Raw genomic sequence first — 17,247 nt, 5'->3', positions numbered from 1 at the left:
GAAGACTTCAAGCGCTTCGGGGCACTCCGCGGTTTCCTCCATCGAGGCTTATTCGACGCCTGCCCACACGCGCGGCGGCACCGTCACATTCCTGTGGCCGATGGCAGGCATCGAATAACCCTTAACGACGGGCGCCGTACGCCGGTTCGGGCGCGGTGTGACGGCGGCGTGGGGGTGTGGTCGGCCCACAAACGGCCGTTCGACAAGATGCCGGGAATCGTCGACGATTTTAGTTCGACGTATCGTCGCGAATCGGATGTTCAAATACCCTAAACCAACGACCGACATAACCAATCGATGCAAGCACAGCTCAGAATCGCCAGGCCTGTCAGCGATATTTCCCGGTCTGAAAGCATGTATTGCGCGGCCCTCAAGCTTGTCGTGCTGGCACGATTCCAAGATCATCAGGGGTTCGATGGGGTGATGCTCGGACGTTCCGGGATGGACTATCACTTCGAGTTCACCCAATGCCGCGAACACCCGGTAACGGCCTCTCCGACGCACGAGGATTTGCTGGTGTTTTACGCTCCGGACCGAGAGGAGTGGGAGTCGGCATGCGACCGGCTTGTCGACAGCGGATTCGTTCGCGTCACGTCGTTCAACCCTTATTGGGACGTGTCGGGCCGAACGTTCGCGGACCCCGATGGATATCGAGTCGTTATGCAAAACGCGGCCTGGCCCTCGTAAAGCACCATAGTACAACCTGATCCCGCCTTAACGTTCCTCTCGAAGTCGCTTCGCCGGGTAAAGGCAAGAAGCGGCCATCAAGAGTCGCTGATGTTGTAAGCGGCCGCACTGGGGTCCGCTTACTGCCGGATCGGCGTCACAAAATTTGTCGTTCCTGGGCAAGAAAAAGGTTGTTTTCGGAAGGTCGACGGCGCTGCACCAGCTAGCCTGATGACATCAACTTCCGGAGCTAAGAATGCGGGCGCAGCCTCTGATTGGTGTGTTTGCTGCCGTTTTCGCGGCATTCTCCTGGTCGCTCAATTTTGTGGCGCCTTATGTGATCGGTCCGTACTCCATCTACGATCTGGCTGTTACGCGGTTCCTGCTTTCGGGGATATTGGGGGGCATTCTTTTTATTGCTGTCAAGGATCGCGGTGCGCACGCGACCTTAGTGGATTGGCTGGTCGCGGCGTGGCTAGGCCTTGTCGGGTATGTCGGCTATTTCGTAACGATCATGTCAGCGGTACGCTTCGCCGGCCCGATTGTCCCGCCGGCGATTGTCGCGACTGTACCCGTGGTGCTTGCCGTTGTCGGGAATCGGGGCACACAGGCCACATCGTGGAGAGTTCTGAGCATCCCTCTGGGCTTCATCACGTTGGGCTTGATGATGGTGAACTCGTCCGGGCTGGCCGAGGCGCTTAGTGGCTTGTCGACGAGAGTCATCGCTGGCATCGCGATCTCGTTTGGCGCAGTTTCACTATGGACAGCCTTCGCCCTATCCAATCGGAACGCGCTGAGAAAGCGCCCCACGATGGACCCGAGCAAGTGGACGGCGATGATGATGATCGCTGGCGCGCTTGAGATTGCGCTTTTTATTCCAATCGCTGTACCACTGTCGCTGTTGAATATCACCAGACTCGGCATTCAATGGACGTCATTCGGACTTGTTCTGACGAGTTCACTTGTTCTGGCTGCAGTAGGATCGATTGGTGGTTCGTGGGCATGGACGATAGCATCGAAGAAGCTGCCAATCGGACTTGCTGGCCAGCTTATCGTGACCGAGACGGTATTCGCGACGTCGTTCGGGCTCGTGGCAAGTCATCGGTGGCCTACGTTCGACGAGGCATTCGGCATCGGGGCAATCGTCTGCGGAGTCGTTATAGCATTGAAAGTCCTGCATTCACCGGCAGCACGGTCAAACCGGGTTTCTAGTTAAGTCGCGACGGCGATGCGCCGCATTAAGAATTGCGCCGCATTATTGCGCGGCAGCTTCGGATCCGGAATCGGCCGCTCAAGCGCACCTCGCGTGGGCGTCCGCTTCGGGTCGAGGCCTGCCGACCGAATGTTGTCGGGCGTACTCGAGCCGCGCGACGGCATCGTAGGGCGCAGTGCCCATGAAGGGACAGCGAGGTCAGGGTTTGTCGAAAGCGACCGATCCGATATTGGCGTTCGGGGGTGAATAATTATGATTTTCGAAAGTTTTGCAGAGCGCCAATGATTGGGAAATTCTAGCCACGGCACGCACGTGCTGTCGGTAAGGCTCCAGCCTTTCAACTTTGCAGCGCTACATCATGTGCTCTTTTTGTCACGGGGCAGACGTACAGAGAACACCGTTTCTCTCTCGTCGGATCGCGCGTCAATCACGCCCCCGTGAGCCTTGGCGATCTCGCGCGCAATATACAGTCCGAGCCCCAGACTGCTGTCGGCAGTTCTCTCCGTTTGGTTCGGGCCTCGCTGGAGCGGATCGAAGATGCGGCCAAGCGTTGAGCGCTCAATGGCGGGTCCGCTGTTCTTTACCTCCAGGCAGACTTGCGCTTCGTCAGCGGTCACCGACACGCGCACCGGCGCGTCCGGCGCTCCATACTTGATCGCATTCAGAACCAGGTTGCCCAGTAACTGCTGCAAACGCCGGCCGTCCCAAACACCGTGGCAGTCGCCGACTACATCCAGATCAATCTGGCGGTCAGGATGCACTGCTCGCAACAGGTCCAGTTCATCGGTCAGATGTTTTGCCAGGTCTCCCTCGGTCGGCGCGACGTTGATGCCCAGACCCAGCTGGGTGCGATTGAAATCAAGCATGTCGTCCAGCAGCGCCTGCATGCGAGCGCCGCTTCTGATCAAACGGGACGCGGCTACCGATATCTTCTCGCCGGCGTTCAACGCCGCGAGATACGAAGCAGTCATCTGGATGGTCTGCAGTGGACTGCGCATGTCGTGCCCCAGCATGCCAAGCAACAGGTTACGAGCCTGATCTACCTGCGCACTGAAAGAACTGATCGATTCGGCGATTGCCTGATCGATGGCCTCGTTGAACCGAATGACGTCATTCAGATGAGGGGCCTCGCGCTGACACGCCTCCATCCATAGGCGAAGTACGCTCGCGCGCAGCGCGCGGTACTCGGCAGCCAACTGGTTGATGTCAAATCCGCTCCGTGCGCGCAAAAGTGCGTGGGTTTGTGCGGCAGTCTTCAAAGCTCCTTCGGGTTTGGGTGCCTGCCCGATTGATTTTTCGAACTGGGCCTCCTGGGTCTCGAAGGTAGACAAGTCTTGTGCTATGTCCTCCAGAATCTGTTGCGCATGGTCGCGCAAGGCCAGTGATCGCATGTTGGCTGCTGCGGGCAACAGCGTGCCGGCGAACGCCTCCCAGTGCGCCAGAATGGTTTCCATGTCACGCAGAATGAAGTCAGCCAGTCGCATGTCTCCCCCCACGGATGGAAAAGATGTCGCACAAGGCATTGTTGCGGAATCCGGGTCCATAAGCAAACTTATTACCGGGCCTCGGGTCCGTTTATTGCTCGCAACACGGCATTCGGAGAACATAATGCCTACCCCAAACGCCGTGCGCTTGCTCATCGCGGACGACGACCCAAGCGTGTTGGCAGCGTACGCCTTGTTTTTCAACGCTCATGGTTACGAAACCCGGGCAACTGGAAATGGGGCGGACGCGCTTGCGGAATACTGTGGGTGGCATCCAGACGCTGTTGTACTCGATATCCAGATGCCCGGTATGGACGGGCGCGCGGTTGCAAGGGAGATTCGGCGCTTACGGTCCGCGCCGCTCCCATTGCTGGTTGCGGTGACCGCGCTGACATCGCCTTCCGAGCAGGCCGAAACGATCCGATCCGGGTTCGACTACCACTTTGTAAAGCCCGCTGACCTACCGGCCGTTCTCGCCACGATAGCGTCCCACGTCCGCCCTGGCGCGACGGACGACTCGTAAATCGAACCAGCAGTCAGCGACCGCTTCCGACGTCCTGATGGGCGACCGGTCATGTCATGGCCGGCTATCGCCTGACGCGGTCGGTAGTATTTCGCGTGTCAGGAAGGGGAATGCTGCCGAGGTCATCGAGCACCAACGGTCGAGCGTCCGCCGCAATGTGGCGGGTGGCGACGACCGCTTCGTTCAATTGCACCGTCCGCAACTGAAGGCGTTGCCGCTCGATGCGTTCGCTCTCGAGTGCCTGTACCGCGTGCGGGTAAAGGTCGATGTTCTCGAGCGTCGTTATGACGAGTACGGAGCTTGCAGCGCATAGGCTGTAAATGCGACCGGCGTAGAAACCAAGATCGAAGCGGCTATGATTAAGCCGGATTTTTCTGGGCAGCGAACATTCTCTATGTGCGTGCACATTAATGGATTTCCACGCCGTTTCAACTTGGACTTCTGGCAAACGCTGCTGGCGAGTGGCGTCTTGTCGATGCTCGCGCTTTTGCCCTCGGAATTCCTTTTCCGAAAGACAGGGTTTTCCGATGACGCAATATCGATGCAACCAGAAGTATCCATGCGGACGCAAGCCAACCGGTGAAAAGCGGAGTCGCGGACGTCACTTCGGCCATCGCCAAGTCGGATGGGAGAGATGTTCGGCGAAGTAATCGGACAGCGCGGCCACCTTCGCCGGACGCGCACGCGCCGACGGCGTGACAAAGTAGAGACCGCCTTTCGTCAGCGACCAGTCGGTGAGGATAGCTTCGAGACGGCCGTCGGCCAGATATTCGCCCGCAATGAACTCGGGCAGCTCCGCAATCGCAAGGCCAGCGAGCAGCGTGGGCAACAGCGCATCGGAATTTGTCACGCGTAGGGGGCCGGTCGGCATCACCGGCTCCTCCTCGCCCGCGTCGTTCGTGAAGCGCCACACATCGCTCCGCGCGCGATAAGCGTACGAGAGACAGGGGCGATCCACCAGCTCGCGCGGATGAGTGGGCCGCCCTTCACGCCGCAGATATTCCGGCGACGCCACCACGAATTGCGTCACCGCGCATAACCGCCGCGCGACCAACGACGAATCCGGTAGTGCAGCAATACGTAGTGCGGCGTCGAAGCCCTCGGCAATCAGATCGACCGACGCATCGGATAGATGAAGGTCGATCGACACCTCAGGATAGGCGCGAAAGAAGCCCGGCAGCAACGGCGCGACCCACCGCAGCCCGTACGACATCGGCACGGCCAGGCGCACCAGCCCGCGCGGCTGCACCGACATTTCGCGCGCCGCGCTTTCCGCTTCCTCGGCTTGTCGATAGATCTCGCCAGCTTTCTCGCAGATCGTCCTGCCGAACTCGGTCAGCGACAGCTGGCGCGACGTGCGGTTAAAGAGCCGCGCGCCCAGCCGTTCCTCCAGCCGGGCCACGCCGCGCGAGACCGTCGCCACCGACACCCCCATCGCGCGCGCCGCAGCCGCGAACGATCCCTCCTCGGCGACCTTCGCGAACATCGCGAGTCCCTCGAAATCAGGCAGCTTCGCCATCAGCCCTCATCTTTTCATTTATGCAACGTTTGATTGCAATCAATTCTATTTTGAAATGTGCGGGCCGTCGATATTCTTCTCACATCGCAGCACGCAACACCCAAACGCCGACATGCCACCAAACGAAAGGAGCAGCATCATGGCACGCAAACTCGACAACAAGATCGCACTCGTTACCGGCGCCACCAGTGGCATCGGCCTCGCCACCGCCCAGCGCTTCGCGGCGGAAGGCGCACACGTCTATCTCACGGGCCGCCGTCAGGCCGAACTCGACGCCGCCGTCAAGGGCATCCGCGAAGCGGGCGGCAAGGCAACGGGCATGCGCGCCGATTCCACGAAGCTGGACGAGCTCGACGCGCTGTATGCGCAGATCAAGGAAGAACAAGGCCGTCTGGACGTGCTGTTCGCCAATGCAGGTGGCGGCTCGATGCTGCCGTTCGGGAACATCACCGAAGAGCACTTCGACGACACCTTCACTCGCAACGTGAAGGGTGTGTTGTTCACGGTGCAAAAGGCGCTGCCGCTGCTCGCGAAAGGGGCGTCGGTGATTCTCACGGGTTCGACGGCCGGTAGCGCGGGCACGGCCGCATTCAGCGTGTACTCGGCTTCGAAGGCTGCGGTGCGCTCTTTCGCGCGCAATTGGATTCTCGACCTCAAGGGCCGGCAGATCCGCGTGAATACGATCAGCCCTGGCGCAACCCGCACGCCCGGCCTGCTCGACCTGGCCGGTGACGACGCCGCGCAGCGACAAGGCCTCGCCGACTATCTGGCCGCGCAGATCCCCATGGGACGTCTCGGCGAACCCGGCGAAATCGCGAGCGCCGCCCTATTCCTCGCCTCGGATGATGCGAGCTTCGTGAACGGCATCGAATTGTTCGTCGATGGCGGCCAACAGCAGATCTGAGCGTGGCTCGCGCGTATGCCTCGATCGCACCGAATCGCCCAACATTCAATGCGACGAGACATAAGCCGCATCGGCAAATGCCGCCGGCATCGCGAAGCTCTCGCGCATACGCTTTGCCTCGGCGGCCGGCGTCAAGCCGAACAGGCGCCTGAATTCCCTGCTGAATTGCGACGGGCTCGCGTAACCCACAGCGTGCGCCGCCGCCTCCGCGGTCAGCTCGTTGCGCACCATCAACAAGCGAGCCTGATGAAGGCGTGTCGACTTGATGTATTGCATCGGCGACATCTTCGTAATGGCCTTGAAGTGGCTATGGAAACTCGGGATGCTCATCCCCGCTTCGTCGGCGAGTGTCCTTACGTCCAGGGGCCGAGCATACCCCGCATGAATCATGCGCAGTGAGCGACCTATCTGGCCGAACTGTCCTCGCATCGCCAACGCCTCTCGCAGCGAGCCCCCCTGCGCTCCCGTCAGCACGCGGAAATACAGTTCACGCAGCAGCCCGGCGCCCAAGACGGCAGCTTCGAGTGGCCGATGCATCGCTTCGAGGAAGCGCAGCACGGACGCTTGCATCGCATCGTCCATGGGCGACGACATCATGCTATAGGGCGCTGGTGCGCGCTCCGGCACCACCGCTTCGCGGTCGATCTGCTCCGCAAGTTCGGCAGCCAGCGCGAAATCAAGGTGCAGGTACAGCGCAAGCAATGGGCGCTCTTCGGTTGCGTCGGTTTCGATGCTGAACGGCACCGGCACGGAAACAGCCAGGTAGTGACGCTCGTCGTACAGATAGAGCTGGCCGCCGAAATAGCCGCGCTTGCGGCCCTGACAGACGATCACGATGCCTGGGTCGTACAGAACGGGCGTGCGCGATAGGGGCCGGTTGGAGCGCAGAATGCGGACGCTCGGCAGGGGCGTCAGGTTGTAGCCTTCGTCGGGCGCCAACGCGCACAGCAGCGCAATCATACGTTTCCGGCTTCGAGACGATAGAGCCGCAGGCTCGGAAGAAGCGCGTTTCGTACTCATAGTTTTAGGCAAGAAAATCAGCGGAATTCGGCTTAATTTGCGTTGCTCGTCAGATTAGCATGCACTCTCCAAACTAAATTCGGGAGAAGCTCCAATGGCATCGAGCAAAACGCTGCTCATTACCGGCGTCAGCAGCGGCTTTGGCCGCGCACTCGCACAGGAAGCGCTGGCGGTCGGTCAGAAGGTCGTCGGGACGGTAAGGACTGCCCAGGCAAAGCGCGAATTCGAGTCTTTATCCGCGAACGCCGCCTGGGGGCGTGTGCTCGACGTCACCGCCTTCGACGCCATCGACAGCGTCGTGGCGGAAATCGAGGCCAGCGTCGGACCCATCGATGTGTTGGTCAACAACGCCGGGTACGGTCATGAGGGCATCATGGAGGAATCACCGCTCTCGGAATTGCGCCGCCAGTTCGATGTGAATGTATTCGGCGCGGTTGCCATGATGAAGGCCGTCCTGCCATTTATGCGCGAGCGCCGCCGCGGCCACATTCTGAATATCACATCGATGGGCGGCTACATCACGATGCCGGGAATCGCTTACTACTGCGGAAGCAAGTTTGCGCTGGAAGGCATCTCCGAAGCGCTTGGTAAGGAGGTCAAGCCTTTCGGTATCGCCGTGACGGCCGTCGCGCCGGGCTCGTTTCGGACTGACTGGGCAGGTCGATCGATGACGCGAACCGCACGGTCGATTTCGGATTACGACGATATTTTCAATCCCGTCCGCCAAGCCCGCGTGGAAAAAAGCGGCAGGCAATTGGGGGATCCCGCAAAAGCGGCCCGCGCAATGTTGGATGCGATTGCAGCTGAACACCCGCCTGAACACCTCCTGCTCGGTAGCGACGCACTCGCGCTCGTTCGAGACAAGTTGTCTGCATTGAGCGCGGAAATCGATGCGTGGGAAGCGATCACCGTGTCGACGGACGGCTGATGAGCGCCGATGGGGAACCGCCTCCCCATCACATCCGCTTGAACAACGCCGCGTAGGCACGACTGACAGGCAACACCGTATCGCCCCCAAGCACATGAATCCGCAACCTGCCCAGTAGATCGTGCTCGACATAATCCACTGCCGCATAAGCCACAATCACGCCGCGATGAATCTGCACGAATTGCTCGCTGTCCAGCCGCGGCAGCAGCTCCTTCAGCGGCGTGCGAATCAGATGCCGATGCTCGCGCGTCACTGCTTCGGTGTACTTGTCGGTCGCTTGAAAGTACTGCACGTCGTCGATCGACACGAGCTTCGTCGTATCCCTCACGGCTACCGTCAGCCATCGAATCGGCGTCATCTCCTTGGCCAGACTCGCCCCCACTGTCGCCGCATCCTGCGCCGACGCGCCGCCTTGTTGCTGCAACCGCGTAATGCAACGCAACAGCCTCTCGTCAGTCACCGGCTTGAGCAGGTAATCAACGGCCGACGCATCAAACGCCTCGACCGCGTGCGCGTCATATGCGGTCACGAACACGACGCGCACCTGCGGCGCCAACTGCGCAACCTTAAGTCCGTCGATGCCAGGCATTCGAATATCGAGGAACGCAAAATCGGGCCGCTTCTCGTTCAATTGGGCCAGCGCATCGACGCCATTGCGTGGCATCGACACGACTTGCAATTCGGGCCAAAAACGCGTCAAACGCGAGGCGAGTTCGGCCGACAGATTCGGCTCGTCATCGGCGATCAAGGCGGAAGGCATACGCAAAAGCCTCTAATGGCTCGGAACGATAGGAATCGACAAGCGTGCCGTTACGCCACGCGCACCCTCGGCATTCGCGGCGACAGACATGCGGCCTCGCGCGCCATACAACGCATGCAACCGCGCACGGACGTTGGCAAGCCCTACACCGCCGTGCAGCTTCGTATTATGGCCGAGGCCGACACCCGTATCGATCACATCCAGCGTCAACGTATCGCCGCTACGATGGCCGACGATGCGGATCTCACCGCCGTCAATCGACGGTTCGATACCGTGCAGCAACGCGTTTTCAACCAGAGGCTGTAACAACAACGGAGCAAGCGAAAGGCAACGCAACGGGTCTGCGATATCGATCGCATAGCGCAGCCGATCGCCAAGCCGGATCGCGGCAATATCGAGCAACGCTTGCACGAGCTCGATCTCGTCCTGAAGCGTTGACGCAACATTGCGCGTACGCTTCAGGCTCGCACGTAAATATCGATTGAGACTGTCGAGCATCGATGCGGCCCGCTTCGGATCGCGCTCGATCAGGCTCTGCACGTTCGCGAGCGTATTGAACAGGAAGTGAGGTTCGATTTGGGCCTGCAACAGCGCAAGCCGCGCCGCCGTCTCCGCTTGTCGCAACTCTGCCGCCTCGCGGCGCTGCATCTCGAGCGACGCACGCATCCGCATTGCTTGAGCAAATACGACGCCAAATGCACAAGCCACACTCGTGATGACGAACGACGTACCGTAGTGAAGCCACGCATCGAGGCGCGCACGGCCAAGCAGGTGGGGCACGCCGCCCACGGTATAAGCGGCAATCTCGACACCCGCAATCACGCTCAGCGGCGCGATCAACAACACCCGCGACACAAGACCGAAACGGCCGCCTCCGACTTTTTCGATCAGCGTACTCAGCGCTGAGGCGCACAGTCCGATGCCGTTGCCAACGACGAGGTAGCGCACCAAAGGCTCGCTGCGATGCCCGGTCCACAGCCCCACGCTGATGAGGCTGCAGAACGCGACGAGCCACAGGATCGAACCGAGTCCCCGCGCAAAAGGCACCGCCTCTGGCGCCAAGCGGAGCCCGCGCAACCACTCATGGCCGCTATGCCGCTGCGAGGACGAGCGAGGCTCGCCCTCGATGCTCTGGTGAATCGCCACGCGTCAACTCGCGCGCAACGCCGTCGCAATCGGCAACCGGGCCGCTCGCACCGCTGGCAACAACCCGCCCAGCATGCCGATCGTGCATGCGACGAACACGCCCGATACGAGCAGCGAAGCGGTGACGGTCAAATGAAAGACGACCTGGGTGAAACCCGCGCCGAGCGTATTGACGGTATTGCCGTTGAAGAACACCCAGGCCGCGCCGGAGCCGATCACACTGCCGACGATCGCAAGCAGCAGCGCTTCGACCAGCACCGAAACGACGATGGGCATCCCGCCGAAGCCGATCGCACGCAACGTGGCGATCTCGCGCGTGCGCGTGGAAACAGCCGTATACATCGTATTGAGCGCGCCGAAACAAGCCCCGAGCGCCATGATGCCGCCCACGAAATACGCCAGCAGGTTCAACAGCTTCGATAAATTGCGCGACTGCGCCGCATAGTAGTCGGCCTCGCGTTGCACACCGACCTTCAGCGTCGGGTCGGTCGTCAATGCGCCCTTGAACCGGTCGAACGCGGCGGCCGAGTCGAGCATCGCCGTCACCGACTGAAAGCCATTGCGCCGGTAAGCCGATAGCACGGTCTCGACATCGCCTTGCAATTCCGACTCGTGCGCATCGCCGCCGCTTTCGGATATCCCGACGACGGTCCATTCCGAATCGCGAAAAGCAATCCGGCTGCCCAGCTCGAGGCCCTTGAACTGCGCGACAGCCGACTTGCCGACGATCAGTTCGCGCACGGCGGGACGGAACATGCGCCCTGCAATCAAATGCATCTCGGGCCGCAGCCGCATTGCGTTCGGACCGACGCCGCGCAGCGTCACGTTCGCATCGGCCCCGTCCTTCTTCTGCGGCAATGCAACGATAACGACGGCCTCGGCCGAAGCGATCGGCCGCCCGGCTTCGTCTTTGCGCACGCCCGGCGCGTCCATGATGGTCTGTGCGTTCTGGCGGTCGATCGTACTTTCGAGTTCGGCTTGCGAGCCGGCCCGCAGCACAATGGCGCGATCGGCGCGTGCAGTCCCTTTCAGCGTCCGTTGAAAACCCGCGGCCATCGCGAGCACCGACACCATGACAGCCACCGTCACCGCGATGCCGATCACGATGACCCAGGCCGTGCCGAGGCGCTGCGGCAAACTGCGCAGGTTCATCGACGTGACTGCAACGATTTGCTTGATCATGAGCGCAGCGCCTCCACGATGACGAGCCGCTTGGCGCGCCAAGCGGGAACCATGCCGGTCGCGACAGCAAGCAGCGCGGCCATCAGCACGCCTTCCGCAATCACGGTCACCGGCATGTCGACGACGCCAAGCGTGTTGCGCAGCATCGGGAACATCAGATCGGCGAGCCCGAGGCCGAGCAGCGCCGCGACAATCGAAAGCGTCAGCGATTGCACGAGCACCAGCACGAGCATGCGCGTATCGGAGAAGCCCAGCGTCTTGAGCACGGCCAATTCGGGCACCTGCTCGCGCACCGCCTGCATGACCGTACTGCCGACGGCAAACAGCAAGGCGAAGAAGACGGCAAACAAGATGTAAGTGACGATGAGATTGATGTCGCCGATCTGCTTCATGAACGACTGCTGGAACTCCTTCTCTGTTTGAGTCTTCGTTTCATCGGGCGAATTCGCGAAGCGGCGGTCGATCTCTTGCGCGATCTGCGCCGACTGGCTCGGGTCCTTGACCTGCACGATATACCAGCCAACCTTGCCTTTCGCGAAACTGCGCGCCTCGTCGAAATACTTGTAGTTGAAGAACATCGCGTCTTCGCGCGAGCGCTCGCTCGGCTCCTCATAAATGCCGACGATCGTGAAATCCCAATCGGAGTTGCCGTCGGAAGCCTTCACCCAGATCGTCGAGTGCAGTGGAATGCGATCGCCGATCTTCCATCCGTACTTCTTGGCGAGGCCGGCGCCGATGATCGCGCCGTCGCGTGTGTGTTCGAGCGCGGCGAGTTGGTCTTTCGGTACGACCATCTCCGGGTGCGCGGGAAACTCGCGATCAGGCTCGACCGGAAACGCGGCGATAAAGTTTTTCGGGTCCTGGTAATACGGCCCGAACCACGATTCATGCGAAACGCGCTCCACGCCGGGAATCGTCTCGAGCTGCCCCATATACGCATAGGGCAGGCTCTCGGTAATCGAGATCCTGTTCGTCACAACGAGACGATTCACGTTCGACCGCTCGATCGTCTGCTTGAACGCCGAGTTCACGCCTTGCAACATGCCGAACAGCAGGAACGCGATCAAGATCGAGAGCAACGTCAGCGACGTGCGCACCTTCTTGCGCCATAGCATCGCCCATATCAACGGAATGAATTTCATGGGTTAGCCTCTCGCATCAGGCTTCGGTCTCTTGCCGCTCTTCGACGAATCGACCCTTGTCGAGATGCAGCGTATGCGTCGCATAATCAGCCGCCTTCTGATCGTGCGTCACCATGACGATCGTCTTGCCGTATTCGCGGTTCAGGATCTGCAGCAAATGCAGAATCTCATCGGCCGTCGCGCGATCGAGATCGCCCGTCGGTTCGTCGCAAACAAGCAGCTTCGGATCGGACACGAGCGCACGCGCAATGGCCACGCGCTGTGCCTGCCCGCCCGACAACTCGGACGGCTTATGCTTCGCGCGATCGTCCAGATTGACGATGGCAAGCGCGGCATGCACGCGCTTCATGCGTTCGCTCTTGGACAACGACGTCAACAGCAACGGCAATTCGACGTTGCGCTCGGCGCTCAGCATCGGCATCAGGTTGTAGAACTGAAACACGAAACCGACGTTGTTCGAGCGCCAACGCGCGAGGCCGCCGCCGCGCAATTGATCGATGCGCTCGCCCGCGACGACGACTTCACCGCTCGTCGGCTGATCGATCCCGCCGATCAGATTGAGCACGGTCGTCTTGCCCGATCCCGACGGCCCCATCAACGCGACGAAGTCGCCGTCGGCAATCTGCATATCGAGATGGTGCAGCACTTCGACTGTCTGCTTGCCGCGCGTGTACGTCTTCACTACGTTTTTCAAAGACACCATGGCAGTCATTTGCTTCGCTCCTTCGATCCCGATACCGGGTTCGACTATCCGTTGCCGGTTTATCGATCGACGACCTTCACATGCGCGCCGTCGGAAAGTTTCGTGAAATCGCCGACGGCCACGCGCTCGCCGGCCGACAGGCCCGCCAAGACCGTCTGTGCATCGCTGTTGCGCGCTCCGAGTTTGACCTCGCGGCGCTCGAGCGTGTCTTCGTGCAGCACGTAGACCACGCCCGTCGCTGTGCCCGCACCTGACGTCTGCACGGCATCGGGCGGCAACGTGACCGCGCCCGTCGAACCGTTGCCCGCGTTTTGCGCACCGCTCAGGAACGACACGCGGGCGCCCATCTCGGGCAGGATGCGCGGATCGCGCGATTTGAAGCCCACGCGTACCTTGACCGTCGCTTTGCTGCGATCGGCCGTCGGCACGACGGCGATCACGTAGGCGGGAATGCTCCAGTCAGGATAGGCGTTGAGCTTGAGCGTGGCAGGCTCATCGGCATGCACGCGACTGATGAAGTTCTCGCTGACATCGACTTCGACTTCGAGCGAATCCATATCGACAAGCGTGCAGATGCCGCTACGCGTGAAGCCGCCTCCGGCCGACAGCGGCGACACGATTTCGCCGGGCTGCGCGTTCTTGGTGGTCACGACACCGGTGAACGGCGCACGAACGGTCGTATCGTCGAGGTCGCGCTGCGCGATTTCGAGCGCTGCCCGGCGTACCGCCAGGTTGCCCTGCGCAACGGCCACATCGGTCTGCTTCGCATCGAAATTCGCCTTGCTCTGGTCGAGCGCGGTCGAGCTGATGACGCCCGCCGCCGCAAGCTTGCGATCGCGGGCGTAAATCGGCGCGATATCGGCCGCTGCCGCCTTGGCCTGCAACAACGTGCTCTCGGCCTGCGTCACCCCTGCCTTCGCTTGCAACAACGCGGCCGTGGCGTTGCGATCGTCGAGCTTGGCGACGACATCGCCTTCTTTGACGTGTACGCCCTCTTCGATGAACAACTGAGAGAGCTTGCCCGTGATTTTCGCCGACACCGTTGCCTGGCGACGGGCAACGACGTAACCCGACGCATCGAGAATCGATGTCCCCGCTTGACCGCCCGCGCCCGACACCGCTGCGCGCGCCACCGCGACTTTCACCGCGGGCGCGGAGGAACGCAACCCAAAGAAGGCCGCCGCCCCGAGCGCAATCAGCAACACGAGCACGCCGGCCAGCCACCACCATAGGCGTCGGGACGACGCGGATTCAGCAGGCCGTGCGTCGCGCTCGATCCGCAACTGCCGCAACAACTCCGATTTATCGGTCATGTAAAGGACTTCCGCGATGTCTATGAATGATCTCGTCGTTGCCCGCTAACGAGCCGATACCGCCTCGCCGCCGCGCTCCGCATCCTTCCAATCGCCGCCCAAGGCGAGGAACAGTGCGGCCGTATCCTGGTAGCGCGCGGCGAGCGCCTGCACATAGGCGATACGCGCGCGCTGATACTGCTGCTGCGCGACGAGCAATTCGAGGTGATTCGCACCGCCGAGCCCGAACCGCTGCTCGATCAGATGCAGGCTGTCGGCGGCGGCCGTTTGCGCACGATACTGCGCCGCGAGCGTTTGCGCATCGGCATCGAGCGCATGCAAAGCATCGGCGACATTCTTGAACGCGAGCAAAACGGTTTGCCGGTACTGGGCAAGCGATTCATCATAGGCGGCCAGCGCCGCGCGGCGCTTCGCGCTCAGCGTCCCGCCCTGAAACAACGGTTGCGCGATGTTCGCGCCGAGCGAAAACACGTTGCTCGAAAAAAGCTGACGGAACGACGAAGTCGAATCGCCGTAGCTCCCGGTAAGGCCGATTTGCGGCAGCATGTTCGCCGTCGCCACGCCGATCTGCGCGCTGGCTTCGTGCAACTGCGCTTCCGCGCGCCGGATGTCAGGTCTTTGTCGCACGATTTCCGACGGCACCATCAGCGGAATGTCGAGCGGCAACTGCAATGAAGCCAGATCGAAGGCACCTTCGCCATACTCGCTCGGGGGCTGGCCCAGATAAACGGCGAGCTGGGTGCGCGCAGCCGCGAGTTGCTGCTGCAATGGCGGCAACGTCGCCTGCACGGACGCCAGATTCGATTGCGCCGATAAAAGATCGGACCGCGCCGCGCCGCCAAGCTCGAAATCCTGGCGGCTCAGATCGACTTCGTGCTGCGCCGACGCAATGAGCTCTTGGGTTGCCGCGATTTGTGCGCGCAGCGAGGCCTCGAGGACGGCTGCTGTTACGACGTTGGCCGCGAGGGTCTGGTAAGTTGCCTGCAACTCTTCGCGTTGAGCGTCGCGCCCGGCTTCCTGCGCCTCGATGCCGCGCCGCACACCGCCAAACACGTCGAAGTTGTATGACAAACTCACCGACGCGTTGTAGAGCGTAAACAGGAAATTGCCGAAGCCGGGAAACCCTTGCGAGGCGCCGTTGATCTTCTCGCGCGTAGCACCGATGCTGCCGCTCACCGATGGATAGAGCCCGCCTCGTTGCGCGTTGACTTGCTCTTGCGCCACGCGCAGCGCGGCTTGAGCCGATGCGATCGTCGGACTATTGCCCAACGCGGTCGACACGAGCCGGTCGAGTTGCTCGGACCCATACAACGTCCACCACTGCGACGAAAGCTGCGCCGCCGGATCGAAGCGTTGCGCCGCGCCACCCGCAATCGGAGTGGCTTGCGTCTGCGTAGGCAACGGCTCGTGTGTGACGCTGGCCGCCGCCGGCGCGGCCGGCGACTTGAAATCGGGTCCAACTGCGCAACCGCCGCAGGCGAGCATGCCCACCACGGCCGCGAGCGACCAAATCGCCGCGGCAACGCCACTGCGTCGCATGCTCGGTTCGGGTATGCGCCTCGATCGGCGCAATTGGCCACGCTCGTTGTATTCCATATTCCGAATTCGGGGCTATTCGACACGATTCCGCCGAATTGTCAGCGGAGGAAAAATGAAACGGGCTATCGGGCAAGGAAATGCGGCACAGAGTATAACGCCCGGTTTCCTTTATCGATAGTCGGATTCGGCAATCGAACGGCGCCAGCGCATTAATGCGCCACATCGCAGTTCTCGAGCGCCATGCCAGGCGCGCAAAATCCCATTCCACTACGCATTGTTGTGGTTGACAGCGCGCGTGCGATTGCGCCGGATCTTCATTTCATCGGCGCCACACGCCTTTCGTCGCCGCCCCATGCGATTCGTCGCATACCGCACGCGCCGCATAAGCGCACCAATACACTGCGGCTTTCGTCAAGCACGCACGCATCGAAACCCATGCGTGTCATAAAAGAAAGGAGCGATTCGTATGCATTTCATTCCTACTTACGTTTACGTTTTGTTCTGCGTACTCGTCTATCTGGGCATACGCCGCTCTTTTGCGCGGACGACACGCCCCGAGCGCCTGTTGATCTTTCCATTCGTATTCCTGGCATTCGGCGCGGCAAGCCTCGATCGAGCGTTTCCTGGCGCCGATGCTTCCGCCTATGCGCTCGCATTCGCCACGCTGGCTGCGGGCGCGGGCATCGGCTGGCTGCACGCGAGCCGATGGCGCCTGCAGTTCAATGTTTCGGATGCTCGAATCAAAGTACGGGTGCCGGGCGACCCGAGCCTGCTCGCCACGCTGATGCTCGCGTTTGCGATCAGGTTCATCGAGCAATATGCGATCGCCATCCACGCGGCATGGAGCAAGACCGGGTCTTTCGAAATGATCTCCTTCGCCGCTTGGGGGCTGCTCGCCGGCATGCCGCTCGGACGCGCCACGAACGTCGTTGCGCGTGCGCTCGTCGCCCGACGCGACGTAGATGGCGTACCGACGTTCGATTGATTCGACAGGATCGAGGCGTGCGCGCTTCGTCAGTGGAATGGAAGTTGCTTAAGTCAGACCACGACGTTCGTGGGCTATGACTCACTCGGTTGCCGGTCGCACACTCGGCGCTTGCCGCTGCCCATATTTGCGTCGCATACTGCATTCACCAGCAGCGAAGGCCAAACCTCGCGTGATGCGCAAGATGCTGCGCATCATTCCCGGCCCGGATTCAACGAAC

17 protein-coding genes are annotated in these 17,247 nt (G+C 61.2%); 6 read left to right on the top strand and 11 right to left on the bottom strand.

The window, feature by feature from the left end; all coding sequences use genetic code 11:
- Window positions 1-297 precede the first annotated feature (297 nt).
- Together C0Z19_RS08465 and C0Z19_RS08460 are read left to right on the top strand one after the other, a co-directional pair.
- Complete coding sequence (locus C0Z19_RS08465) at window positions 298-687, top strand: VOC family protein (RefSeq protein ID WP_102609343.1); 390 nt, start codon at window positions 298-300, stop codon at window positions 685-687.
- Window positions 688-922: 235 nt separating this feature from the next.
- A complete protein-coding gene (locus C0Z19_RS08460) occupies window positions 923-1,882 on the top strand; it encodes a DMT family transporter (protein ID WP_102609342.1) in 960 nt (319 codons plus the stop codon).
- A 353-nt stretch (window positions 1,883-2,235) separates the two neighbouring features.
- Here C0Z19_RS08460 and C0Z19_RS08455 read toward each other — a convergent pair whose 3' ends face one another.
- Window positions 2,236-3,363: a sensor histidine kinase gene (locus C0Z19_RS08455; protein WP_102609341.1), complete on the bottom strand. Its 1,128-nt coding sequence runs from the start codon at window positions 3,361-3,363 to the stop codon at window positions 2,236-2,238.
- On the opposite strand from C0Z19_RS08455, the gene C0Z19_RS29005 reads away from it, so the two are divergent.
- Window positions 3,269-3,886 (top strand): response regulator, encoded by a 618-nt coding sequence (locus C0Z19_RS29005; protein WP_332882207.1) that lies wholly within the window; start codon window positions 3,269-3,271, stop codon window positions 3,884-3,886. The genes C0Z19_RS08455 and C0Z19_RS29005 overlap by 95 nt on opposite strands.
- A gap of 64 nt (window positions 3,887-3,950) precedes the next feature.
- Here C0Z19_RS29005 and C0Z19_RS27920 read toward each other — a convergent pair whose 3' ends face one another.
- Together C0Z19_RS27920 and C0Z19_RS08435 are read right to left on the bottom strand one after the other, a co-directional pair.
- Entirely contained in the window at window positions 3,951-4,433 is a 483-nt protein-coding gene (locus tag C0Z19_RS27920) for a hypothetical protein (protein WP_146012022.1), read from the bottom strand.
- A gap of 54 nt (window positions 4,434-4,487) precedes the next feature.
- Window positions 4,488-5,405 carry a LysR family transcriptional regulator gene (locus C0Z19_RS08435; protein WP_102609337.1) on the bottom strand — a complete coding sequence of 306 codons (918 nt, stop codon included), beginning with the start codon at window positions 5,403-5,405 and terminating at the stop codon, window positions 4,488-4,490.
- 139 nt (window positions 5,406-5,544) lie between these two features.
- Between C0Z19_RS08435 and C0Z19_RS08430 the strand changes: the two genes are divergently transcribed.
- Window positions 5,545-6,309, top strand: a complete 765-nt coding sequence (locus C0Z19_RS08430) for an SDR family NAD(P)-dependent oxidoreductase (protein WP_102609336.1) — start codon at window positions 5,545-5,547, stop codon at window positions 6,307-6,309.
- 45 nt (window positions 6,310-6,354) lie between these two features.
- On the opposite strand, the gene C0Z19_RS08425 is transcribed toward C0Z19_RS08430, so the two are convergent.
- Entirely contained in the window at window positions 6,355-7,329 is a 975-nt protein-coding gene (locus C0Z19_RS08425; RefSeq protein WP_102609335.1) for an AraC family transcriptional regulator, read from the bottom strand.
- Between the two features lie 94 nt (window positions 7,330-7,423).
- Here C0Z19_RS08425 and C0Z19_RS08420 point away from each other — a divergent pair, with 94 nt between their 5' ends.
- Window positions 7,424-8,257, top strand: a complete 834-nt coding sequence (locus tag C0Z19_RS08420) for an oxidoreductase (protein ID WP_102609334.1) — start codon at window positions 7,424-7,426, stop codon at window positions 8,255-8,257.
- A gap of 28 nt (window positions 8,258-8,285) precedes the next feature.
- On the opposite strand, the gene C0Z19_RS08415 is transcribed toward C0Z19_RS08420, so the two are convergent.
- The 7 genes from C0Z19_RS08415 to C0Z19_RS08385 all read right to left on the bottom strand — a co-directional run bounded on the left by C0Z19_RS08415 (window position 8,286) and on the right by C0Z19_RS08385 (window position 16,042).
- Window positions 8,286-9,017, bottom strand: a complete 732-nt coding sequence (locus C0Z19_RS08415; protein WP_102609333.1) for a LytR/AlgR family response regulator transcription factor — start codon at window positions 9,015-9,017, stop codon at window positions 8,286-8,288.
- Window positions 9,018-9,029: 12 nt separating this feature from the next.
- Window positions 9,030-10,064 carry a sensor histidine kinase gene (locus tag C0Z19_RS08410; protein ID WP_425330267.1) on the bottom strand — a complete coding sequence of 345 codons (1,035 nt, stop codon included), beginning with the start codon at window positions 10,062-10,064 and terminating at the stop codon, window positions 9,030-9,032.
- A gap of 102 nt (window positions 10,065-10,166) precedes the next feature.
- Complete coding sequence (locus tag C0Z19_RS08405; protein WP_102609332.1) at window positions 10,167-11,345, bottom strand: ABC transporter permease; 1,179 nt, start codon at window positions 11,343-11,345, stop codon at window positions 10,167-10,169.
- A complete protein-coding gene (locus C0Z19_RS08400; protein WP_102609331.1) occupies window positions 11,342-12,487 on the bottom strand; it encodes an ABC transporter permease in 1,146 nt (381 codons plus the stop codon). Before C0Z19_RS08400 ends, C0Z19_RS08405 begins: the two co-directional genes overlap by 4 nt.
- 16 nt (window positions 12,488-12,503) lie before the next feature.
- Complete coding sequence (locus tag C0Z19_RS08395) at window positions 12,504-13,199, bottom strand: ABC transporter ATP-binding protein (protein WP_102609330.1); 696 nt, start codon at window positions 13,197-13,199, stop codon at window positions 12,504-12,506.
- A 50-nt stretch (window positions 13,200-13,249) separates the two neighbouring features.
- Window positions 13,250-14,503, bottom strand: a complete 1,254-nt coding sequence (locus C0Z19_RS08390; RefSeq protein WP_102609329.1) for an efflux RND transporter periplasmic adaptor subunit — start codon at window positions 14,501-14,503, stop codon at window positions 13,250-13,252.
- A 45-nt stretch (window positions 14,504-14,548) separates the two neighbouring features.
- Window positions 14,549-16,042, bottom strand: coding sequence for an efflux transporter outer membrane subunit (locus C0Z19_RS08385; protein ID WP_233196054.1), 1,494 nt, complete (start codon window positions 16,040-16,042; stop codon window positions 14,549-14,551).
- Window positions 16,043-16,508: 466 nt separating this feature from the next.
- Between C0Z19_RS08385 and C0Z19_RS08380 the strand changes: the two genes are divergently transcribed.
- Window positions 16,509-17,027, top strand: a complete 519-nt coding sequence (locus tag C0Z19_RS08380; RefSeq protein WP_102609327.1) for a hypothetical protein — start codon at window positions 16,509-16,511, stop codon at window positions 17,025-17,027.
- Window positions 17,028-17,247 lie beyond the last annotated feature (220 nt).

Origin of the sequence: Trinickia soli, assembly GCF_002879855.1 — a bacterium.
GTDB classification, from domain to species: domain Bacteria; phylum Pseudomonadota; class Gammaproteobacteria; order Burkholderiales; family Burkholderiaceae; genus Trinickia; species Trinickia soli.
Note: the sequence above shows the minus strand (reverse complement) of the source record. Positions and strands in the feature narration are given on the sequence as shown.